Annotated in this window: 20 protein-coding genes; 13 read left to right on the forward strand and 7 right to left on the reverse strand. The window is 63.0% G+C overall.

Annotated features, from left to right (window positions below; genetic code table 11):
- Window positions 1-30: 30 nt before the first annotated feature.
- Complete coding sequence (locus RTP54_RS23025) at window positions 31-462, reverse strand: OsmC family protein (RefSeq protein ID WP_112811230.1); 432 nt, start codon at window positions 460-462, stop codon at window positions 31-33.
- Window positions 463-726: 264 nt separating this feature from the next.
- Between RTP54_RS23025 and urtA the strand changes: the two genes are divergently transcribed.
- From urtA to urtE, 5 genes are all read left to right on the forward strand, one after another.
- A complete protein-coding gene (gene urtA / locus RTP54_RS23030) occupies window positions 727-2,019 on the forward strand; it encodes an urea ABC transporter substrate-binding protein (protein ID WP_312365918.1) in 1,293 nt (430 codons plus the stop codon).
- 187 nt (window positions 2,020-2,206) lie between these two features.
- Window positions 2,207-3,823 (forward strand): urea ABC transporter permease subunit UrtB, encoded by a 1,617-nt coding sequence (gene urtB / locus RTP54_RS23035; RefSeq protein ID WP_312365919.1) that lies wholly within the window; start codon window positions 2,207-2,209, stop codon window positions 3,821-3,823.
- A complete protein-coding gene (gene urtC / locus RTP54_RS23040; RefSeq protein ID WP_312365920.1) occupies window positions 3,820-4,971 on the forward strand; it encodes an urea ABC transporter permease subunit UrtC in 1,152 nt (383 codons plus the stop codon). Before urtB ends, urtC begins: the two co-directional genes overlap by 4 nt.
- A gap of 5 nt (window positions 4,972-4,976) precedes the next feature.
- The gene (urtD, locus tag RTP54_RS23045) at window positions 4,977-5,741 is read left to right on the forward strand and encodes an urea ABC transporter ATP-binding protein UrtD (protein WP_312365921.1); all 765 of its coding nucleotides are present in this window, start codon (window positions 4,977-4,979) and stop codon (window positions 5,739-5,741) included.
- Window positions 5,742-5,781: 40 nt separating this feature from the next.
- Window positions 5,782-6,477, forward strand: a complete 696-nt coding sequence (gene urtE, locus RTP54_RS23050; RefSeq protein WP_312365922.1) for an urea ABC transporter ATP-binding subunit UrtE — start codon at window positions 5,782-5,784, stop codon at window positions 6,475-6,477.
- A 62-nt stretch (window positions 6,478-6,539) separates the two neighbouring features.
- Here the strand turns inward: urtE and RTP54_RS23055 are convergent, their stop codons facing one another.
- The 4 genes from RTP54_RS23055 to RTP54_RS23070 form a co-directional block, all read right to left on the reverse strand.
- Entirely contained in the window at window positions 6,540-7,793 is a 1,254-nt protein-coding gene (locus tag RTP54_RS23055) for a hypothetical protein (protein WP_312365923.1), read from the reverse strand.
- 73 nt (window positions 7,794-7,866) lie between these two features.
- A complete protein-coding gene (locus RTP54_RS23060) occupies window positions 7,867-8,910 on the reverse strand; it encodes a substrate-binding domain-containing protein (RefSeq protein WP_312365924.1) in 1,044 nt (347 codons plus the stop codon).
- 32 nt (window positions 8,911-8,942) lie between these two features.
- Window positions 8,943-9,965: an ABC transporter permease gene (locus tag RTP54_RS23065; RefSeq protein WP_112832514.1), complete on the reverse strand. Its 1,023-nt coding sequence runs from the start codon at window positions 9,963-9,965 to the stop codon at window positions 8,943-8,945.
- Window positions 9,966-9,969: 4 nt separating this feature from the next.
- Window positions 9,970-11,445 (reverse strand): sugar ABC transporter ATP-binding protein, encoded by a 1,476-nt coding sequence (locus tag RTP54_RS23070; protein WP_312365925.1) that lies wholly within the window; start codon window positions 11,443-11,445, stop codon window positions 9,970-9,972.
- A gap of 351 nt (window positions 11,446-11,796) precedes the next feature.
- Between RTP54_RS23070 and RTP54_RS23075 the strand changes: the two genes are divergently transcribed.
- The 3 genes from RTP54_RS23075 to RTP54_RS23085 all read left to right on the forward strand — a co-directional run bounded on the left by RTP54_RS23075 (window position 11,797) and on the right by RTP54_RS23085 (window position 14,927).
- Window positions 11,797-12,840, forward strand: coding sequence for a substrate-binding domain-containing protein (locus tag RTP54_RS23075; protein WP_409517189.1), 1,044 nt, complete (start codon window positions 11,797-11,799; stop codon window positions 12,838-12,840).
- Between the two features lie 265 nt (window positions 12,841-13,105).
- Window positions 13,106-13,564 (forward strand): RrF2 family transcriptional regulator, encoded by a 459-nt coding sequence (locus RTP54_RS23080; protein WP_112811240.1) that lies wholly within the window; start codon window positions 13,106-13,108, stop codon window positions 13,562-13,564.
- 136 nt (window positions 13,565-13,700) lie between these two features.
- Window positions 13,701-14,927: an acyl-CoA dehydrogenase family protein gene (locus RTP54_RS23085; protein WP_312365926.1), complete on the forward strand. Its 1,227-nt coding sequence runs from the start codon at window positions 13,701-13,703 to the stop codon at window positions 14,925-14,927.
- Window positions 14,928-15,358: 431 nt separating this feature from the next.
- On the opposite strand, the gene RTP54_RS23090 is transcribed toward RTP54_RS23085, so the two are convergent.
- Window positions 15,359-16,756 carry an LLM class flavin-dependent oxidoreductase gene (locus RTP54_RS23090; RefSeq protein WP_312365927.1) on the reverse strand — a complete coding sequence of 466 codons (1,398 nt, stop codon included), beginning with the start codon at window positions 16,754-16,756 and terminating at the stop codon, window positions 15,359-15,361.
- 76 nt (window positions 16,757-16,832) lie between these two features.
- Window positions 16,833-18,050: an SfnB family sulfur acquisition oxidoreductase gene (locus RTP54_RS23095; protein WP_312365928.1), complete on the reverse strand. Its 1,218-nt coding sequence runs from the start codon at window positions 18,048-18,050 to the stop codon at window positions 16,833-16,835.
- A 392-nt stretch (window positions 18,051-18,442) separates the two neighbouring features.
- Here RTP54_RS23095 and RTP54_RS23100 point away from each other — a divergent pair, with 392 nt between their 5' ends.
- From RTP54_RS23100 to RTP54_RS23120, 5 genes are all read left to right on the forward strand, one after another.
- The gene (locus RTP54_RS23100) at window positions 18,443-18,829 is read left to right on the forward strand and encodes a hypothetical protein (protein ID WP_409517190.1); all 387 of its coding nucleotides are present in this window, start codon (window positions 18,443-18,445) and stop codon (window positions 18,827-18,829) included.
- Between the two features lie 139 nt (window positions 18,830-18,968).
- Window positions 18,969-19,871, forward strand: a complete 903-nt coding sequence (locus RTP54_RS23105) for a LysR family transcriptional regulator (protein WP_112811245.1) — start codon at window positions 18,969-18,971, stop codon at window positions 19,869-19,871.
- 82 nt (window positions 19,872-19,953) lie between these two features.
- On the forward strand, window positions 19,954-20,442 hold the full coding sequence (locus RTP54_RS23110) for a GAF domain-containing protein (RefSeq protein ID WP_312365929.1): 489 nt from the start codon (window positions 19,954-19,956) through the stop codon (window positions 20,440-20,442).
- A gap of 57 nt (window positions 20,443-20,499) precedes the next feature.
- Window positions 20,500-21,621 carry an FAD-dependent oxidoreductase gene (locus tag RTP54_RS23115; protein ID WP_312365930.1) on the forward strand — a complete coding sequence of 374 codons (1,122 nt, stop codon included), beginning with the start codon at window positions 20,500-20,502 and terminating at the stop codon, window positions 21,619-21,621.
- 296 nt (window positions 21,622-21,917) lie between these two features.
- Window positions 21,918-22,097: a hypothetical protein gene (locus RTP54_RS23120; protein WP_312365931.1), complete on the forward strand. Its 180-nt coding sequence runs from the start codon at window positions 21,918-21,920 to the stop codon at window positions 22,095-22,097.
- Window positions 22,098-22,280: the final 183 nt, after the last annotated feature.

Here is a 22,280-nt window from a genome sequence, read left to right on the forward strand (position 1 = left end):
GCGGAGATGGCGAAAGCAAGCGTGAAAGGATCAGCCGCTGACAGTCGTCGTGTCGACGACGACAAAATCGTGGGTGATCGTCGCGGACTTGGCGAGCATCGCCGACGCCGAGCAGTATTTTTCGAGCGAGAGGGCGACCGCGCGCTCGACCTTCTTCTCAGAGAGGCCGCGGCCCTTCACGACGAAATGCATATGGATGCGGGTAAAGACCTTGGGGTCTTCTTCGGCGCGGTCGGCATCGAGCTCCACGGAGCAATCCTCGACCGGCTCGCGGCCCTTTTCGAGAATATGCACCACGTCGTAGGCCGAGCAGCCGCCGGCGCCGATCAGCATCAGTTCCATCGGGCTCGGGCCGGGCGTCTTGCCTTCCGGGCCGGAGGCTGTTCCCAGAACGATCTTGTGACCGCTGCCGGATTCGCCGACGAATGTCCGCTCTTCAACCCACTTGATACGTGCCTTCATGATCTCTCACCTGTCTCGATATCCCTGTCGCGGCCGATTGGCCGTCGAAGACCCTCAATAGCCGGAAACAGCATCGCGCGGCCAGTCCGGCGTGCGGATTTCGATGCCATCAGTCATGGCGCCTTGGGTGCTTCCACTTTGCCCCCTCGGCCTACGTAGAATGACGTATGTGCAGTGCAACAGGACTGGCGGATGATCCCTCAAGCAACGGTCAAAAGGAACGACGCCTCGTTGCGGCGACCAGAACGAGAGGGGTTCAATCAGATGAATATCAGGGCACGCATCACCGGCGCATTCCTGGCAACGGTCCTGTCGACCACGGCCTTCAACGGCGCCTTTGCTGCCGACGACACGATCAAGGTCGGCATTCTGCATTCGCTTTCGGGCACCATGGCGATTTCCGAGACGACGCTCAAGGACGCCATGCTGATGCTCATCGACGAGCAGAACAAGAAGGGCGGCCTGCTCGGCAAGAAGCTCGAAGCCGTCGTCGTCGATCCCGCCTCCGACTGGCCGCTGTTTGCCGAAAAGGCACGCGAGCTCGTTTCCGTCGACAAGGTCTCGGCCGTGTTCGGCTGCTGGACGTCGGTGTCGCGCAAATCCGTCCTGCCTGTTTTCGAGGAGCTGAATTCGATCCTCTTCTACCCGGTGCAGTATGAGGGCGAGGAAAGCCAGCGCAACGTCTTCTACACCGGTGCTGCGCCGAACCAGCAGGCCGTTCCGGCGGTCGACTACCTGATGGAAAACGAAAGCGTCGAGCGCTGGGTGCTGGCCGGCACCGACTATGTCTATCCGCGCACGACCAACAAGATCCTCGAAGCTTATCTGATCTCCAAGGGCGTGAAGCCCGAAGACATCATGATCAACTACACGCCGTTCGGCCATTCCGACTGGCAGACGATCGTCTCCGACATCAAGAAGTTCGGCTCGGCCGGCAAGAAGACGGCCGTCGTCTCGACCATCAACGGCGACGCCAACGTACCGTTCTACAAGGAACTGGCAAACCAGGGCGTCAAGGCTGAGGATATCCCGGTTGTCGCCTTCTCCGTCGGCGAAGAGGAACTCGCCGGTCTCGACACGACGCCGCTCGTCGGCCACCTCGCTGCGTGGAACTACTTCCAGTCGGTCGACACGCCTGGCAATGCCGAGTTCATCAAGACCTGGAAGGCCTATACCAAAAACGACAAGCGCGTCACCAACGACCCGATGGAAGCCCATTACATTGGCTTCAACATGTGGCTGAAGGCTGTCGAAAAGGCCGGAACGACCGACACCGACGCCGTGCTCGACGCGATGATCGGCGTTTCGGTTCCCAATCTTTCCGGCGGCTATTCGACGATGATGCCGAACCACCACATCACCAAGCCGGTGCTGATCGGCGAGATCCAGAGCGATGGCCAGTTCGAGACGGTTTGGGAAACGCCCGGTCTCGTCGTTGGCGACGAATGGTCGGATTACCTGCCCGATTCCAAGGACCTGATCGCCGATTGGCGCGCGCCGATGTCCTGCGGCAATTTCAATGTTGCCACCGGCAAGTGCGGCGGCAAGGGCTCCTGATTTCATCACCTAGGGATAGTGCCGGATCGAGAGGCCAACCCCTCGTTCCGCTTTGCATAACGAAACCATAGGCAGGCATGCTCTTCGCCCGACGCTCCCGTCGGGCGAAGGGATAACGAATTCCAAGCCGCCACGACGGCGCCTCCTTGCGCTTGCCGCAGGCGCGCCAGATCCAAGCGAGAGGGCGATGTACCGCATTCTGCAAACCCTGTTGATCACCCTTTGCCTGCTGGTGTCAGTCCATGTCACCGGCCTGCGCGCAGCGGACGATCTCGCAGCCCTGGTTGCCACGCTCGGGACGGCCAAACTGTCCGAGCTCGACGACCGCATCGACGCGCTTGCCAGGAGCGGCGATGCGCGGGTCATCCCGGTGCTCGAAGCGCTTGGCGAAGGCAATCTTTACACCCGCAAGGCCGACGGCAGCGTCTTTCTCACCACGGAAAAGGGCGCGAGCCTCGTTCTCCTCGACCCGTTGAGCGGCGCCGAGATCGGCGAGGCTGCCAAGGGCGACATCCAGAAGATCAAGGTCAACAATTCAGTCCGTCGCGCGGTTCGAAGCGCGCTCGGCGGGCTTACGCTTTTCAGCACGGATACGAGTGCAAGATTGAAGGCAGCGCAATCCATGCGCCAGACGCCGAATGCCGACGCGCTCGAAGCGATCGAGACGGCGCTCGCCGCCGAAAAGGATGCCACGGTGGGCAAGACCCTCGACGAGGCGCGCGCCGTCACACTTCTCATCTCCGACCGCTCCGACGACGACAAGCGCGCCGCGATCAAGACCCTGGCCGAAAGCGGCGGCCGCGAGGCTCTCGGCGTGCTGACATCGGCGCTGTCTTCGGCGGATGCCAGCCTGAAACCCGATATCGAAGCGGCGCTGCAGCAGATCGAGCAGGCGCAGGTCTTCTGGAACGCCGGCCAGAACGTCTGGTACGGGCTTTCGCTCGGCTCGGTGCTGTTGCTTGCGGCGATCGGCCTTGCCATCACCTTCGGCGTCATGGGCATCATCAACATGGCGCACGGCGAGATGGTGATGCTCGGCGCCTATACGACGTTCATCGTCCAGGACGTCATCCGTACGTCCTATCCGGTGCTGTTCGACTGGTCGCTGGCGATCGCTCTGCCGCTCGCCTTTCTCGTCACAGGGATCATCGGCCTTGCCATCGAGCGCAGCGTCATCCGCTTTCTCTATGGCCGCCCGCTCGAAACGCTGCTCGCTACCTGGGGCATTTCCTTGATCCTGCAGCAGTCGGTCCGCTCCATCTTCGGGCCGACCAACCGCGAGGTCGGCAATCCCTCCTGGATGGCCGGCGCCTTCGAGCTCGGCGGTCTGACGATCACCTGGAACAGGATGTGGATCATCGTCTTTGCGCTGGCCGTCTTCGCTGCGCTTCTGTTCCTGCTCAAAAGAACATCGATGGGCCTCAAGATGCGCGCCGTCACGCAGAACCGCCGCATGGCGTCGTCCATGGGCATTCGCACGCCCTTGGTCGATGCGCTGACCTTTGCGCTCGGCTCGGGGATTGCCGGCATGGCCGGCGTGGCGCTGTCGCAGATCGACAATGTCTCGCCCAATCTCGGCCAGGGCTACATCATCGACAGCTTCATGGTCGTCGTCTTCGGCGGCGTCGGCAATCTCTGGGGCACGCTGGTCGGTGCATTTTCGCTGGGCATCCTCAATAAGTTCCTCGAACCCTATGCCGGCGCCGTTCTCGGCAAGATCCTGGTCCTCGTTCTCATCATCCTCTTCATCCAGAAGAAGCCGCGTGGGCTCTTCGCGCTAAAGGGAAGGGCGGTGGAAGCATGATCACCTCGTTTCTGTTCAAGAATCTCGACCGCGGTATCATCGTCGTCGTTGCCATCCTGCTCGGCCTCGCGGTCGCCATTCCCGCGCTCAATCTGCTGACGGCGCCGGATCATCCGTTCCACGTGCCCACCTATCTGGTCTCGCTGTTTGGCAAGTACCTGACCTACGCCCTCCTGGCGCTGGCGCTCGATCTCGTCTGGGGCTTCTGCGGCATCCTCTCGCTCGGCCATGCCGCCTTCTTCGCGCTCGGCGGCTATGCCATGGGCATGTACCTGATGCGCCAGATCGGCGCGCGCGGCTCCTACGGCAATCCCTTGCTGCCGGACTTCATGGTGTTCCTCAACTGGAAGGAATTGCCCTGGTTCTGGCAGGGCTTCGACATGTTCTGGTTTGCCGCGCTGATGGTGGTGCTGGTGCCGGGTCTGCTCGCCTTCGTCTTCGGCTGGTTCGCCTTTCGCTCACGCGTCAACGGGGTCTACCTCTCGATCATCACCCAGGCGATGACCTATGCGCTGCTGCTCGCCTTCTTCCGCAACGACATGGGTTTCGGCGGCAACAACGGCCTGACGGATTTCAAGGATATCCTCGGCTTCAACATCCAGGCCCAAACGACGCGGGCTGCCCTTTTTTCCGCCTCAGCCGTCACGCTCGCCTCGTGTCTGGTGCTGACGACGGCGATCGTGCGCTCGAAATACGGCAAGGTGCTGGTTGCCGTGCGCGACGCCGAAAGCCGCACGCGGTTCCTCGGCTACCGCGTCGAGCATATCAAGCTCTTTGCCTTCACCGTCTCGGCGATGATGGCGGGCATTGCCGGCGCGCTCTACGTGCCGCAGGTCGGCATCATCAATCCCGGTGAGTTCGAGCCCGGCAACTCCATCGAGGTCGTCATCTGGACGGCCGTGGGCGGACGCGGCACGCTGATCGGCCCGATCGTCGGCGCCATCCTCGTCAACGGTGGCAAGAGCATCTTCACTGCTGCCTTTCCGGAATTCTGGCTGTTTGCGCTCGGAGGGCTCTTTGTCTTCGTCACGCTGTTCTTGCCCAAGGGCGTGGTCGGCACCGTCAGCGCCTATCTCGCCCGCCGCAAAGCGCATGGCCGGGCGGCGGATGCCGACAAACTTGTCGCCGAACCCATGGCGGCGGAGTGATAGCGATGAACCAGACGATCAGCCAGACCAAGCCGAAAAGCCTTCTCTATCTCGATGGCGTCTCCGTTTCCTTCGACGGGTTCAAGGCGCTCAATTCACTCTCCTTCGTGATCGAGCCGGGCGAACTGCGCGCCATCATCGGCCCGAACGGCGCCGGCAAGACGACGATGATGGACATCATCACCGGCAAGACGCGTCCGGACGAAGGCCAGGTGTTCTTCAAGGGGGACATCGATCTCACCCAGCGCGACGAAGCCGAGATCGCCAATCTCGGCATCGGCCGCAAATTCCAGAAGCCGACGGTGTTTGAAAGCCATAGCATATGGGACAATCTGGAACTGGCGCTCAACCGTCGTCGTGGCGTCTTCCCGACGCTCTTCTACCGGCTGACGGCGGACGACAGGGCGCGCATCGAGGAGATCCTGTCGACCGTGCGCTTGAATGCGCGCCGCGACGATCTTGCCGCCAACCTCTCGCACGGCCAGAAGCAATGGCTGGAGATCGGCATGCTGCTCGCGCAGGAACCGGAACTGCTTCTGGTGGACGAACCGGTGGCCGGCATGACCGATGCGGAGACCGCCGAAACGGCAGTCCTGCTGAAGGAGATCGCACGGACGCGCTCGGTGGTCGTCGTCGAACACGATATGGGCTTTATCCGCGAGCTTGGCGTCAAGGTCACCTGCCTTGCTGAAGGTTCGGTGCTTGCCGAAGGCTCGATCGATTTCGTCAGCAGCGATGCCAAGGTGATCGAAAACTATCTCGGCCGCTGACCGCGGGTCGACGATACGCGCAAAGGAAAGGGACGCCTCCATGCTGAGCGTCGAAAACGTCAATCTTCACTATGGCGCCGCGCAGGCGCTGCGCAACGTCTCGATCGAAGCGCCGATGGGCAAGATTACCTGTGTGCTCGGCCGCAACGGCGTCGGCAAGTCGAGCCTGTTGCGCGCCATCACCGGGCAACATCCGGTCAGTGCCGGCGCGATCGCCTTCAATGACGTGCCTCTCAGCGGCATGGCACCCTATCGCCGCGCCCGGGAAGGCGTCGGCTACGTGCCGCAGGGGCGCGAGATCTTTCCCCTGTTGAGCGTCAAAGAGAACCTCGAAACCGGCTACGCCCCGGTCAAGCGTGGCGACCGTTCGATCCCGGAGGATGTCTTCAACCTGTTTCCGGTGCTGCGCACGATGCTCGGCCGGCGCGGCGGCGATCTTTCCGGCGGCCAGCAGCAGCAACTGGCGATCGGCCGGGCGCTCGTCACTCGTCCGCGCATCCTGGTGCTCGACGAACCGACCGAAGGCATCCAGCCATCGATCATCAAGGATATCGGTCGCGCGATCCGCTATCTGCGAGACTCAACCGGGATGGCGATCCTGCTGGTGGAGCAGTATCTCGACTTCTGCCGCGAGCTTGCCGATCACGTCTACATCATGGACCGCGGCGCCGTGGTGCACCAGGGGCCGCCGGAAACGCTGGACACAGTCGAGGCCCGGCGCCATCTCACGGTCTAGCGGAAGCGCTCTCTTGCGCATTTCCGGATGGAAAACCGCTTCGCACGTATTCGGGAAAGGCCCTAGCCGCCATATTCGATGATCGCGAGCCCTGCATTGTAGTCGGTCGCATAAATGATGCCGGCTGCATCGACGAAGACGTCGGCCGATTGGATGACGCGTGGGCGCCCGGCGCGCCGGTCGGTCATTTCGCTCGGTCCGGCCGGAACGAGCGCTCCGGTCTCGCGCGGGCGATAGGGGTCGGTGATATCGAAAGCGCGGATGCCGGCATTCTGCCAGGTGGCAAAGATCAATGTCTCCGAAACGAAGGAGCCCGGGCGATTTTCGTGCAGGTTGTGCGGACCGAAATGGCCGCCCTTGGCGACGTAGTCGGCTTCCGCGGGAACCGGGAATGTCGAGATGCTGACCGGGTTCGACGGCTCGCGGATGTCGAAGATCCAGGTGTGCTTGCGGCCGTCCTCCTCATGATCGAGCACGGCCTCGTCGGCAACGACAAGCAGGTCGCGACCGGGCAGCGGCAGAGGCGAGTGCGTTCCGCCCCCGAAGGGCGGCGACCAGTTGCGGCGGGCGATCAGCTTCGGGTCGGCATGATCCTTGATGTCGAGAAGTGTGAGGCCGCCGTCGCGCCAGCAGGCATAGGCCGTGTCGCCTGAAACCAGCGCATGGTGCAAAGCGTAGCGCTTGCCATCCGGCGCCGTCGATGTCTCGCCAGCCGCCTTGTTCATGCCCGGCAGCCACCAGCGGCCGACGATCTCGGGCCGGGTCGGATCGGCCATGTCGATGGTGACGAAGATATAGTCGGTAAAGCCGTCGAACAGCGCCGAAGCATAGGCGTAGCGGCCGCCGACATACCAGAGGCGGTGGAAGCCGACGCCGTCGATATTCAGCTCGCCGATCTTGCGTGGGCGGTCGGGAACGGAAATATCGAAAACCGACATGCCGGCGCTCCAGGCGCGCTTGCGGCCGCTGCCGGCGACGGTGTCGCCGACGGACTTGGTGTAATAGGTCTTCTCGTCGGCGAAGGTCTCGACATCCGCAAACAGATCGAGCGCATTGATGACCAGCAGCAGGTCGTCATGGGTCTGGAGATGGATGTTCCAGGTGTTGGCCGGCGCCGGCACGTAGGTCACCGCACCTGGTTTCTTCGGGTCGCGCACGTCGACGATCGAAAACCCTTGCGACCAGGGATGCGCGACATAGGCAAAGCCGCGGTGCACCATCAGTTGCAGACCGTCGCCGCGACCGCCGATCGGCGAATGGCCGATCAGCTTCATGTTGCTGGTGAAATCGGGCGTGGGAAGGTCGATGCCGGTCATGGTCTTTCCTGTCTCGGTCTAGCAAGCAAAAAGCGCCGCGCGGTTCGGCGCGGCGCTTCTTCCAGTCAAGCCATCAATTGGTCGCGGCCGGGATCCACTCGGCGGTCGCCGCATCGCTCTTGCGGAAGGCCGGGAATTTTTCCTGCAGGTCCTCAATCGACTTGATCTCGCCCTTGGCGAGATCGTCGCGGGTGACGAGGGTCGGTTGCAGCAGCACCGACGTGCCGGGGAACTGGCCGGCGATGGCCAGCGAAACAGCGCGCACCGAGACTTCGCCGACGACAGCAGCATTGGTAGCGGCCGTTGCCTGCCAGGCGCTATCAGGCTCGTTCATCAGCTGGATGTCGGCGGTCGAGATATCGACGCCATAGATCTTCACCTTGCCGGCAACGCCCAGTTCGTCGATCGCAAGCTTCACGCCCTTGGCGAACTCGTCCCAGGGGGTGAAAATGACGGAGATATCCGGGTTTGCCGTCAGCACGGCCTTGGTCTGGTCGGCGACGGAAGCGGGAACCGTGTCGTTGACGACGCCCCAGGTCGCCTTTTCCGTCAAGTTGTGCTTGGCGACGAAGTCCTTCCAGACGGCGTAACGACGGTCGAGCGGCGCGAAGCCGGCGACATAGACGGCGCCGCCGACGAAGCCGTCGCCCTTGTCCTTGACGGCCTGTTCCAGCACCAGGCGCGCCATGTCCTTGTCGCTCTGCTCGATCTGCGGGATCTGCGGATTGTCGAGGTTGACGTCATAGGCGACGACCTTGATGCCGGCGTCGAGCGCCTTCTGCGCCACGTCCTTCAGCACTTCCGGGCGGCCATTGTTGATGATGATGCCATCGACGCCGAGGTTGATTGCCTGCTCGATGAGGCTGCGCTGGGTGTCGTTGTCGTTGCGCGCCTGCGAGACCGTCAGGTTGACGTGAAGCGCGTCCGCCTGGCGCTTGACGCCCGCTTCGAAGGCCTGCAGCCAATCACCGCCGCCGAGGAAACTGACGACGGCGATATCGACGTCGCCCTTGTCGAAGGGGGCTGGTGCGCCATCGATACCAGCCGAAAATGCGGGGCTCGTCATCAGCGTTGCGGCGAAAAGGCCGCCGAGAAGGGTTCGCGTCAAATGCTTCATGGTCAAAATCCTCACACGGTTTGAAAGGGGTGTCAGCGCGCCTGGCTGCGGCCAAGGCCATAGGTGAGCGCAAGTGCGCCGACGAGCACAGCGCCCTTGACGAAGTCCTGGGTGTAATAGGGGGCGTTCAGCATCGTCAGGCCGTTGAGCAGGAGGCCGACGAAGACGGCGCCGACGATGGTGCCGAAGACGTTCGGGCGGCGCAGGCCGAGAACCGCAAAGCCGATCAGCGCGGCGGCGACCGAATCCATCAGCAACGAGGCGCCGGACGAAACGTCGCCACGGCCGACCCGCGCTGCGACGATGATGCCGCCGAGCGAGGCGAGCGTGCCAGAAAGCACATAGGCCAACGTCTTCAGCTTGGGCACCGAGGCGCCGGCGAGACGGGTGGCGAGCTCGTTGCCGCCGGTGGCAAACAGCAGGCGGCCGAGACGCGTGCGCTCCGTGAGCACGAACAGCACGATCGCGACAAGCGCCATGATGACGACGGGGGCGGGCACGACGCCGAAGAAACTCGAACGCCCGATCAGAAGGAAGGCCGGATCGTAGGCGCCCGTTGCCGTGGAGCCGTCGGGCAGGATCAGGCCGGCCGAGATCGAGCGGCCGGCCGTCGGGATCAGTTGCAGCCCGGTCAAAAGGAACATCATCGCCAGCGTTGCCAGCAGGTCGGGCACGCGCAGGCGCACGATCAGGAAGGCATTGACCAGACCCACCAGCGCACCGAACAGGAGGACCAGCGGCACGGTCTCGTAGACGCCGAGGCCCCAGACGATCATCGAATAGCTGGCTGCCATGACGCTCGACGCTGCTACCGCGCCGATCGACAGGTCGAAGCCGCCGACGGCAAGCGTGATCGTCACGCCGGCGCCAAGGATGGCGACGACGGAGACGGCCTGAAGAATGCTCATCAGATTTGTGACGTTGATATAGGCGGGCTGGGCGAGCGCAAAACCCGTGACCATGACGATCAGCAGGATGAAGACGGCGCTGGCGCGGATGGCGGCGCTCAGGCGCTCGCCGGCCGAGCTTTGATTTTCGCTGTTGAGGGTCGTCATCCGTTCATGCCTCGATTGCTACTGCCGGCCGCTGCGCATCGAGGGCCGGCGTCAAGGTGTGGTGATCGATGATCAGGATCCGGTCGGCGACTTCCAGCGCCTCCTCCGGGTCCGACGTGGCGATCAGGGTGGCGCGGTCCGTACTGGCGCGGATCGCCGTGATGATGTCGTGGCGCGCTCCGACGTCGACGCCCTGGAACGGTTCGTCGAGCAAAAGCACGCGGCTCGGCTCGGCGTTCCAGCGTCCGAGGATCACTTTTTGCTGGTTGCCACCGGAAAGCGAGGACATCGGCGCATCGGGCCCGCTTGTCTTGATGCCAAGCGTATCGATGGCGCGCTGCGCTTCCTGCCTTTCGCGGGTGCCGAAGAGGAAGCCGAGCGGATACCATTTGGGCAGATGCGGCAGGCTGACTGTGGGCGCGAGAGCGCTGCCCGGCCAATCCGAAGGCATCAGCGAGGTGCGGTGCCGGTCTTCGCCGGCCATGAAGACCCCCGCGTTGATCGCATCGGCTGGCGTGGTGGGTCGGTAATTCCTGCCATCGAGCCGCATCGCGCCGGCGGCGAGCGTTCTTGTGCCGAAGATCGCCTGCAGCAAGCGGCTCTTGCCGGCGCCGAGCACGCCGGTGACGGCCACCACCTCGCCCGGGTGGAGCTTGAGGTCGAATGGCGTGCTGCCGGCAACAAGCTGGACGCTCGCCATCTCCAGCACTGGCTCCCCGTGCGCGACGCGGGCATCCGGTCGCGCGGTGAGCAGCGGTCGGCCGATCATGGTCTCGACTGCACGATCGAAGTCGATGGGTCGAGCGAACTCTCCAACGACCGTGCCGCCGCGCATGACGATAGCGCGATCGGCAAGCGCATTGAGATCGGCGATGCGGTGCGAGATGAACAGGATCGCCAGGCCTTCGTCGCGAAGCCGACGCAGGATCGCATAGAGCCGTTCGGACTCGCGGCCGGAGATGCTGGCGGTCGGCTCGTCGAGGATCAGCAGCGATGCCCGTCGCGACAGGGCGCGGGCAATGGCGACGAGCTGACGATCGGCCGCCGTCAGTTCGGCAAAATCCCGGTCGAGCGGCAGTTCGAAGCCGACATTGTCGAGCATGGCGGTCGCCTTGCGGCGGACCGCGGAGCGGCTGAGGAAAAACGGTGCCGAGCGATCCGCATAGGCCTGCAGCAGCAGCGCATCGGCGACCGTCAGTCCGGGAGCGCCGACGCGCTCGGTCGACTGGTGCACGGTCACGACGCCGGCATCCGTCGCCTCCGCCGGCGAGCGCGGCGCATAGGATTGGCCGGCAAGCGTCATCGTGCCGTGGTCGGGCGCAAGCGTGCCCGCGAGCACGTTGACGAGGGTCGATTTGCCGGCGCCGTTCGCGCCCATCAGGGCGACGATTTCGCCCGAGCGGATCTCCAACGAGGCCCCGGCAAGCGCCTTCGTCGGCCCGAAAGCATGGGCAAGTCCGTCGATGCGGAGAAGGGGCATTGCCAAACCAATTCGTCACTGCGCGCTAATAAGGGCCGAAAAATATGCATTTTCAGTAGAGAAGAACAGCGCAGTAAATGAAAGCGGATGTCAAAGTTATGCTAATATGTCGCAAAAATATCCGCTGAATTCGCAATAATCGGAAATTTCATCCATCCACTCTTGCTGACTGTTTCGTAATTGATAGCGGGGCGCGCAACTTCTGCTGCCAGACCGGCGGTTGCGAGCAAGGCATTCCTCCCGGGCCCGCCGGATTGGAATGCTGTTATTGTACATAGAAATTGTAGATTATACCATCGTCATCACGGCTGATGGTCAGCCGCAAGGGTTCTGATCAACAGGAGATCGGCAATGCGGTACGATTTGAAACGCGCGACGATGGCGCTCATGGCTTTTGGGGTTGCGGGGTCGGCGTCGGCTGCGGGGCTGGAAGGCGCGCCGGCGCCTTTCGACAAGGGCGGGGTGAAGGTGGCGCTCATTTCCTACATTTCAACGGGCGATTTCTTCCAGGCCTATCAGGCCGGTGCGCAAGCCCAGGCCAAGGCGCTGGGCATCGACCTGCGCGTGTTCCCCGGCAAGCAGAACGCGGCCGAACAGCGCGAGCAGGTACAGCAGGCGATCAATCTCGGCGTCGAAGGCATTGTCGTCGATCACGGCCTGCCGGAATCGCTGGGAGATGTCGTGCAGCAGGCGGTCGATGCCGGCGTGAAGGTGGTGGCCTTCGACGTCAATCTCAACAATCCCGCGGTGCCGCAGGTGGAGCAGAGCGACCATGAACTGGCGCGCCTGGCGCTGGAACAGGCAGTCAAGGACAATGGCACGAGCTTCACGGCCGGCTACGTCTATGTTGCCGGTTTCGCGCCGCTCGACCGGCGCAACGAGGTCTGGGACAAGTTCAAGGCGGACAATCCCGGGGTGGTCGAGAAGGCGCGCTTCGGCAATGTCAGCGACACCACGGCGACGAGCACTGCCGACCAGGCGAAGGCGGCCTTCGCCGCCAACCCTGACATATCGGTCGTCTTTGCGCCCTATGACGAGTTCGCGCGCGGCGTGAAGCTCGCGGCGGCCGATCTCGGCTTGAAAGACAAGCTGAAGATCTATTCGGCCGATGTCTCGACCGCCGATATCCAGGAGATCGTCGAGGAGGGCAGCCCCTGGGTGGCGACGGTCGCCACCAATCCGGCCGTCGTCGGCGCCGTGTCCGTGCGCGCCGTTGCACTCAAGATCGCCGGTCAGGACGTGCCGAAGCAGATCCTCGTCAAGCCGGCGCTGTTGACGCAGGAAGCGCTGCGCCAGGCGGGCGTGACGACGATCGAGGAGCTGGCGGCAAAGGTTCCGGCCTTCAGCACCAGCGATGAGGTAACCGCCGATTGGATCCCGGCGAAGCTTTTCTAGGGCCTGATCCGGCGTTCACGGCCGACGCTCAAGAGGGCCGTCCAAGTCTCGAAAGAGCAAAACGTTGCCGTTCTGCCATAGATTCGACAATATAATTCACAAAATCTATGCAGATACTTACGTAATTTCTTGAGAGTGACCCGATTTGGGTGTATGGCATCCTAAGCGAAACAGTGCGGCCGTCTCAACCCGTTGCCCCCGGTGATATCAACGTCGGTGCGGAGCGGACTTGTGGCGGCCTTTGTGTTCAGGAAAGCGAAGTGCAATGTTGACCAAAAAGGGTAAATACGGGCTGAAGGCTCTTGTCGACCTGGCTCAACTGGAGCCCGGCGAAACCGCCTTCATCACTGAAATCGCCACCCGCAACAATATCCCGAAAAAGTTCCTCGACGCGATCCTGCTGGAGTTGCGCAATGCGGGCATTCTGCGCTCGAAAAAAGGCCCAGGCGGCGGCTATTCGCTTTCGAGGCCGGCGTCCGATATTCGCATCGGCCAGGTCATCCGCACACTCGACGGCCCGCTGGCACCGATCCGCTGCGCCAGCCGCACCGCTTTTGAAGCCTGTGACGACTGTTCCGATCCGGTCAACTGTCATGTGCGCAAATCGATGAGCGACGTGCGCGATGCCGTGGCGTCGATCCTCGACAACATGACGCTCGAGCAGTTTGCCGCCAATGACAACGGCACCGAGATCGTTGCGCTCAAAGACGCCGAAGTCGGCTGAACGGCGCGCGACGACGGCTGTCTTGCCGGCAAGGCAGGTAGGACTTTCCCGCTTGTCGGCGCGAGTTGAAATTCGTTTGCTGTTATTGTCTATAGAATAAATGCACTATTCCCTCTCAAGCTATGGAGAGAGGCGAATGAGCAACGTGCATTTCCTCCGGGAACCCGAACCGGCCAATACCGAACAACAGGAAAGGCGCCAGCACCTGTTTGCGCAGGCAAGCGAAGTGTCGGCCAAGTTTGCTCGGCGCGGTCCCGAGCTCGATCGCCTGGGCCTACCGCCGCGCGACGAGATCGAGGCGCTGCGGCAGGCGGGGCTGCTGTCGGCGCTGCATGCGCCCGAAGTCGGTGGTGCCGGTTTGAGCTGGGTGGATGGATTGCGTCTGGTGCGGATCGTCGCACGCGGCGAAAGCTCGATCGGGCAATTGCTCGGCTATCACTACGTCAACAGCCAGTATGTCTATTGGGCAGCCGCCGACCCGCGCCAAGCCTGGGTGTTTGGCGCCGAGACGGTGGAACGGCAGCTCTACTGGGGCGCCGCCGTCAATCCGCGCGATCCAGGCCTGGTGCTGACAAGGCGCGGCGGTCACTATGTGCTCAACGGGCGCAAGACGTTTTCGACTGGCGCGCATGTCTCCGATCGCATCAACGTCAATGCGACGCTCGACGAGAAGGTTGCCAATTTCGTCGTGCCCACAGATCGGCCCGGCTACGTCGCCCATGACGACTGGGACAATATCGGCCAGCGGCTCTCCGACAGCGGCAGCGTCGAGTTTCAAGACTTTCCCGTCTATGAGCGCGATTTCATTCTGCCGCTTGCCGCCCCGTCCGATCCGCCACCGGTACAGGCAACGTTCAATACGCCGCTGATCCAGCTGGTGTTCGTCAATTTCTATCTGGGGACGGCGGAAGGCGCGCTTGCTGCGGCGCTTAACTATGTCAGCACCACGACGCGTCCATGGATCACATCCGGTGTGACGCGCGCCGGCGACGATCCCTATATTCTCGAACGGATCGGCGAGTTGCAGGCGGCACTCAAAGCCTCCGTGGCTCTGGCCGATGTGGCGGCGGGCATTGTCGAAACGGCGCTGGCAAAGGGCCGACCGGTAACGGAGCGCGAGCGCGGCGAAGCGGCTCTTGAAGCATACGCCGCCAAGGTGAGCGCCACCCATGTGGCGCTCGACGTGACCGCGAAAGTGTTCGAGCTGATGGGCGCGCGCGCGACGGCGTCCCACTACGGTTTCGACCGCTACTGGCGCAACGTCCGCACCCACACGCTGCACGACCCGGTGTCCTACAAGGCCCGCGAGGTCGGCGATTTCGCTTTGAACGGCCGGATCCCGTCGGTCAGTCTCTACAGCTGAGCGACAGGCAGCGGCACCGGGAGAGAAACCATCGGGCTTCGGCCCGATGGGCCGCGCCCGTATCGTTCCAAGCGGTCCGCCTGCCGTCAGGGTTCAGTCGACTGACGAGCCGGCTCTGGCTTTGATCGGCGCCTGTTCCATTCTCTTTGTCATGCTCGGGCTTGCCCCGAGTATCCATCTGGCTCAAACCATGACGATCTTATCGCGCTTGTCGCCACGTGCATCATGGCTGGATCCTCGGGTCGAACCCGAGGATGACTGAATCCCGGGCCAGCCCGAAGAAGGTGAAACGCCTGTCGAACCGTGGACGAAGGACGCAGGGGCACGACCGTTTCTGCTCGGTCTCCCGTTGGATCTCAAGATACCGTCTTCGGTCGCGCACAGGAGGGCCGGCACCTCCGGCCTCCCGAAATCTCTGGCGAGCGGTGTTCCTATGCGGACGCCGCGATCGCCTGGCTGTTTCCGGCGCGGTCGCGATAGCCGGCGCCAGGGTGAGGGGCTGTGAGCCTCGGACCGGCGCCAAACAGCTTTTCGCGCAGGGTACCCTGGCCATAGGCGGTCTTGTAAACGCCGCGCTTCTGCAATTCCGGCACGAGCAAGTCGACCGTATCCTCGAAGGTTTCAGGCGTGACGGCATAGGCGAGGTTGAAGCCGTCGACATCGGTGTCCTCAACCCACTCCTGCAGCAGATCGGCGACCGTTTCCGGCGAGCCGACGAAGACAGGGCCGAAGCCGCCGATGCCGACCCAGTCGGCCATTTCGCGCACGGTCCAGACCTTGTCCGGGTCGATCGTCGTGAAGGTCTCGACCGCGGACTGGACCGCGTTGGTATAGCGATGGCGCAGCGGTTCGTCCGGCGAAAACTGGCCGAAATCGATGCCGGTCCAGCCCGAGATCAGCGCAAGCGCGCCCTCGTAGGACACATGCCGGCGATACTCGTCGAACTTCCTTTTGGCCTCCGCGTCGGTTTCGCCGAGGATCACCGTTTGCAGGTTGAAGGTGAGGAGATCGCGCGGATTGCGCCCGGCGCGGGCGGCGGCCTCGCGGACGTTTGCTACATAGCGTTTCAGAACGGTCTTCGAGGGCGCTGCGACGAAGACGCATTCGGCATGGGCGCCGGCGAAATCCTTGCCTCGGCTGGAAGCGCCGGCCTGGTAGAGAACGGGTGTGCGCTGCGGCGACGGTTCGCTGAGGTGGATGCCGGGAACGGTGAAATGGCGACCGCGATGGTCGATTGCATGGACCTTGTCGGGATGGGTGAAAATACCGCTTGCGCGATCGCGCACGACGGCGCCGTCTTCCCAGCTGCCCTCCCAGAGCTTGTAGCAGACCTCGAGATATTCTTCAGCGACATCATAGCGGTCATCGTGGCGCGTCTGTTGTGCCTGGCCGATGTTGAGCGCGCCGCTGTTGAGATAGGAGGTGACGATGTTCCAGCCAACGCGACCCTTGGTGAGGTGATCAAGCGTCGAGATCCGCCGCGCGAAGGTATAGGGATGTTCGAACGATAGCGAGGCGGTGAGCCCGAAGCCGAGATGCTCGGTCGCGTGCGCCATCACCGGCACCAGTTGCAGCGGATCGTTGACCGGAACCTGGGCGGAATGGCGCAGCGCCGCGTCGAGATTGCCGTTGAGCACGTCATAGACGCCGAGCACATCGGCGATGAAGAGACCGTCGAACTTGCCGCGTTCGAGCGTCCTTGCCAGATGCACCCAATAGTCGAGATCCTTGTAGCGCCAGGACTGGTCGCGCGGATGCGTCCAGAGGCCGGGCGATTGATGGCCGACACAGTTCATGTCGAAAGCATTCAGCCGGATTTCGCGGCTCATGTCCGTCTCCTCGTGGAAAGCTCAGTGTGCCGCTTCAAGGTCGGTTCCGACCCTCAAGCGGCATCGGGCCGGGATCTCAGAGCGCGCCGTTCTTCGGCGGCGCAATGCCGTTGAGGTGAAAGTTGCCGACGACGTGATGCTTCCAGCGCACCGGATCGTGGAGGGTGTGCGTGCGGGCGTTGCGCCAGTGCCGGTCGAGATTGAGGCCGATGCGGGTCGAGGACGTGCCGGCGAGTTCAAACAGCGTGTTGGTCGCCTCGAGCGCGATTTCCGTCGTCAGCACCTTGGCGGCGGCAACGGAAAGCGTCGCCTCGACGACGCTCTCCTCGGTGCCGTTGATCTGGGCGATGTCGACCTTCTTGCCGGCCCGCTCGACGATGGCGGTAGCCGCCTCGAGCCGGATCGCAATCTGCCCGATGCGGGCGATCGTCAGCGGGTCGTCGGCTGCCCGCTCGACGCCGCTGTCCGTCCACGGCCGCGCGCGATTGCGAACGAAGTCGAGCGTTTCAGCAAAGGCGGCGCGCGCGATGCCGAGATCGACGCCAGCATGGATGATCTGGCCAACCGAGCCGATCGTGGTGGCGCGTTCGAAGCCGCGATGATGACGCACGACCGCGTCGGCCGTGACGTAGACATTCTGCAGCACAGTGGTGCCGCTGCCGGTGGTGCGCTGGCCGAAGCCGTCCCAGTCGTCGATGATCTGCAGGCCCTCGGCGCCGCGCGCCACAAAGGACATGGTGAGTTTTTCGTCGGGATCGAGAGCGAAGACGACGATCCATTCGGCAAAGAGCACCCCGGTCGAATAGAATTTGCGGCCATTGAGCCGATAGCCGAGGCCATCCGGCGTCAGGCGTGTCGCATAGTCGCCGACGGTTTTCGTGTCCTTCTCCGACAGCGCATTGCCGAAGCGATCACCCGCAAGGGCGCGACCAAAGAAGAATTTCTTCTGCTCCTCCGTGCCATCGGTGCGCAGCGCTTCGAGAATGTAGAAATGGTTCTGCGGGATCTGTCCGATCGAGCTGTCGGCCTCCGACAGGATGGCGGTGATCTCCGCCAGCACCGCGTTGGAGACGTCGATGCCGTCATAGTCGGAGGGCACGGTGATCGCGAGCAGGCCCGATTGGGCCAGCGTGTCGAGCTCGTCGAAGGGCAGGATGCGGTCGGTATCCCGTTCGTTCGAGCGTTTGGCGAATTCGCGTGCGAGATCACGCGCGATCTCCAGCGCCTCCTCCTCGCTTTCGATCCGATGTGCCGAGAGCCTTGTCTTCTCGGAAAGCTGCGAGATCGTCCCCATGTGATTGCTCCCTGTCGATAGTGGGGCATATCTGTGAATTATCTGGCGTCGTCAGGTAAGATCGTATATTCTATGGAATATGTGGATAATAGTTTTTCGTTCCTCATGCGCAAACGAACGCTCGGCATTTCGAGGCTGATACGACGTTCGCAGGCACGAAATGGCGTTCGCGAGGCGTGGCCGCGCTGACACCAAAATTCGCGCCCCGGAACGGATATCGAAAAAAACTGCGGATCGCTCGGAACCATTGTCGCGCTTTCGCATTTCGCCATGGCCTGCAGTCTACCGACTGTGCGGCCGTCAGAGTACCGGCCACACGGCACGATGACAAATACATGCTGACAGTATTGGCCATTCGCGTTTCCCGGCCTTAACCACTGAAGGAGACACAAATGACGAATTTGCTGCCCGCTCTTCATGAAGGGCATGCCTCCATCATCCTGCAAAATCTCTTCCGAGATGCCCTTGAGGCCTATGATGATTGGGGCGAGGGGATGCCTGAACCCGTGGTTTCGTTCGAAGGCAAGGTGCTGCTGATCGGGTACGTCTTCGACCGGATGAAATCTTGCACCGACATCATGCCGGCAAACATGATCGGCATCGTCACCGACGGTCTGACCAAGCCCTGGAGTGGCGACGGTCCGCTCGACGAGATGACGTTTTCGACCGCGGCGCGTGTCATGTCCGTTCTCACCAAACGGCAGACGCGTCGTTACGGCAGTGGCTCTATCGAAGTCTTTGCCGAGCGCTTCAAGCCATCGTTGCGTATCGACGCCTGATCCGTCAGGACAGATCGAAAAGCCCGGAGAGCGCGCAGGCGCTCTTCGGTTCCTGCTTTCGCCGAATCCGGCTTCCTAGATCCGCTTCCATTTCGTAGACACGACAGGAACCGGCGATGGGATCGATGAGGCGGCGACCATGAATTTTCGACAATTGGAGGTGCTGCGGACCCTGCTTGCCACCGGCTCGACGATCGCCGCGGCAAAGACCATGGGGCTTAGTCAGTCCGGCGTCAGCCGCCTGTTGCAGCAACTGGAAGAGGACCTGTCGCTAACGCTGTTTGCGCGCGACAAGGGCCGGCTGATCCCCACGCCCGAGGCGATGAAGCTGTCGGAGGATGCCGAGCATATCCTGCTCGGGATCGATCGTTTCACCAATCTCGCCCAGGATCTTCGCAGCGGCGCGGTCGGCCCGGAAGTCGTCCGGATCGGCCTGCCGAACAGCATGTCGGAAAGCTTCGCGCCGGCGATGCTCGCCGATTATGCCAGGGATTTTCCCGGCGTGCGCATCGAAACCTTCTTCGACACCACCGTTGCCATTGCCCGCCTCGTCGAGCAGCGGATCATCGATTTCGGCTTCCTGCGTTACGAGGGGCAATTGAGCGCCAGCCTCGAGATGCAGCCGGTGGCTGGCGGCGTGAGCGTCTGCGTCATGGCCAAGGACCATCCGCTGACGGCGCTCGATCACGTCACGCCGAAGGAATTGAGGGGCATCCCGCTGATCCTTATCGGTCGCCGCCGGCCGACCCGGGTCATGCTCGACGAGATCTTTCGTAAGGCCGGCGTGCCGCAGAAGGTCAAGATCGAGACGCACAGCAACAGCTCGGCCTGCGCCTATGCCGCCCATGATCTGGGTGTTGCGATCATCAGCAGTTTCTTTGCAAATCTGCACCGGCACCTGCCGATCGAGATCAGGAGTTTTTCGCCGCACCTGACGCAGGATTTCGGCGTTGCGACCGCCGCCGGCGTGCCGCTGTCGATTGCCGCCCAGGCGATGATCGATTGCCTGAAGCGCCAGGTTGCAGCCTCCCAGCAGCCGTGAGCGCTTGGGTGCTGCCGTAATTGGCAAATGCCGTCTGCGACACTACATTGCCGATCCATGTGTTGAGAGAGTGAAGAGCATCATGTTTCAGGCAGCCGTCATCGATACCGGCGACAAGACCGAATTCTACAGGGAACTGGCGCAGCAGCTCGAGGGTCTGCTGCACGGCGAGCCGAACCTGATCGCCAATGCCGCCAACGCCTCGGCGCTGATGTTCCAGACGATGCCCGATCTCAACTGGGCCGGTTTCTATTTCCTCGATACCGACGCCGAACTGGTGCTCGGGCCGTTCCAGGGCAAACCGGCCTGCGTTCGCATCCCCGTCGGCCGCGGCGTCTGCGGCACGGCGGTGAAGGAAGGGCGATCGATCCTCGTCGAGGACGTGCACGCCTTTCCCGGCCATATCGCCTGCGATGCGGCATCCCGCTCCGAACTCGTGGTGCCCGTCAGGCGCAACGGCCGGGTGATCGGCGTCATCGACCTCGACAGCCCCAAGCCTGCCCGTTTCGACCTTGACGACCAGGCCGGCATCGAAACGCTCGCTGCCATCTTCGCAGCCGCGATCGGCTGAGGAACGCTGCCTTGGTTGCTCTGAAAACGACCGACCCTCGTTCGGTCTTGCCCTGAAATGATGGATATCGAGAGTTCGCTTGTTCCGGCCGATACGCATGCGCGCGTCGCCCGCAAGATCGATATCGTCGTGATCGGCGCCGGGCAGGCAGGGCTGTCTTCGGCCTACCATCTAAGCCGGCTCGGACTGTCTCCCCACGTGCAGTACGTGGTTATCGACCGGTCGCCGCAGCCGGGCGGCGCCTGGCAGTTCCGCTGGCCGTCGCTGACGCTCAGCACCGTCAACGGCATTCACGATCTGCCCGGCATGAAGTTTGCCGAGGCCGTCGACACGAGCAAGGGCGAAGTCCACGCCGCCGTCGCCGTTCCGCAATATTACGGTGCCTACGAGAGGGCATTCGAGCTGCCGGTCCGCCGGCCGGTTGCCGTCAGCGTGGTGTGCGAGCGTGGCGAACGCTTCCGGGTCGAGACCGATGCCGGCGTCTATGCTGCCCGCGGCATCATCAATGCTACCGGCACCTGGGAGGCGCCTTACGTTCCGCGCTATCCGGGAGCCGAGCTTTTCAAGGGGCGGCAGCTGCATACCAAGGACTATCAGACCGCCGACGCGTTTGCGGGCCAGCGCGTTTTGGTGGTTGGTGGCGGCATATCGGCGATCCAGTTGCTGGACGAAATTTCCAGGGTTGCATCGACCACATGGGTCACGCGCGAGGAACCGGCCTTCCGCGACACGCCGTTTACGCCAGAGGTCGGCCGTGCGGCGGTCGCCATGGTCGAGGACCGTGTCCGCCGTGGTCTACCGCCGGGCTCGGTCGTTTCCGTCACCGGCATTCCGATAACGCCGGCGATCCTCGCTGCCCGCGCCCGCGGCGCGCTCGATCGCCGGCCGATGTTTGCCGAGATCACCGCATCCGGCGTGCGCTGGCCGGACGGACGCGAACAGGCCTTCGACGTCATTCTCTGGAGCACCGGTTTTCGCAGCGCGCTCGACCATCTGGCGCCGCTGCAGTTGCGCAACGCTGACGGCGGCATCCTGATGACCGGCCGGCTTGCGACACAGGTAGCGAAGGACCCGAGGATCCACCTGGTCGGTTACGGCCCGTCCGCATCGACGATCGGCGCGAACCGCGCAGGCGGCGCGGCTGCGCGCGAGCTCGCCGAACATCTTCAGCTGCTCTGATCGTCGTTTCGCAGGCCGTCCGTCCCGCACCCTACAGCGTTTCGCCACGGCGCCCGCCTTCGGCATCGAGGGGTGTATGCGGAAAATTCCGCTTGAGCCGGACGTTGCGTCATACCTTAAGCCTGATTCTCGAAGGCGCCTTGAACAATCGGGCGTCGAGTCTCGGCGGGTCGCTACAGCGGGATCTTCGTGCCCGCAGGCACGCCGATGCTCATCGCGTTTCGCTTCATCGGGCGTCGGTACCGGAGCTGTTCTTCGGCGACATCCGACGGCGGCGGCGAAGGATACGGTCGCGGATGATGATGCAGGCAACGCAGACGAAGCGCCGGGCAGCGGTCACTGCGGTTCGGCGCGTTGTGGTCGGACTCGCCTTTGCCGTGTTCGTCGTTGGTGTCGCGTCTGCCGTCAGCGCAGCGCGTGCGCGTGGTGGCGATCTCTTTCCCGATCTGAAGATTGGTCTCAACATCCGCTGGTGAACGACGGACCGGGGTGAACCGCGGCTGCACGTTTCACGCTTCGCCTCTGCGCGCTGCTTTAATGCTCCCGCTCTGAGTCCGCAACAATCGACCGGGACATGCGCTGTGACTACCACGCCACACGATGGTGCGCATGTCATGCCTTCGTCATAGAGCTATGACGATTCGTCATAATATTGCGCA

Source organism: Ensifer sp., from assembly GCF_031989085.1.
GTDB lineage: Bacteria > Pseudomonadota > Alphaproteobacteria > Rhizobiales > Rhizobiaceae > Ensifer.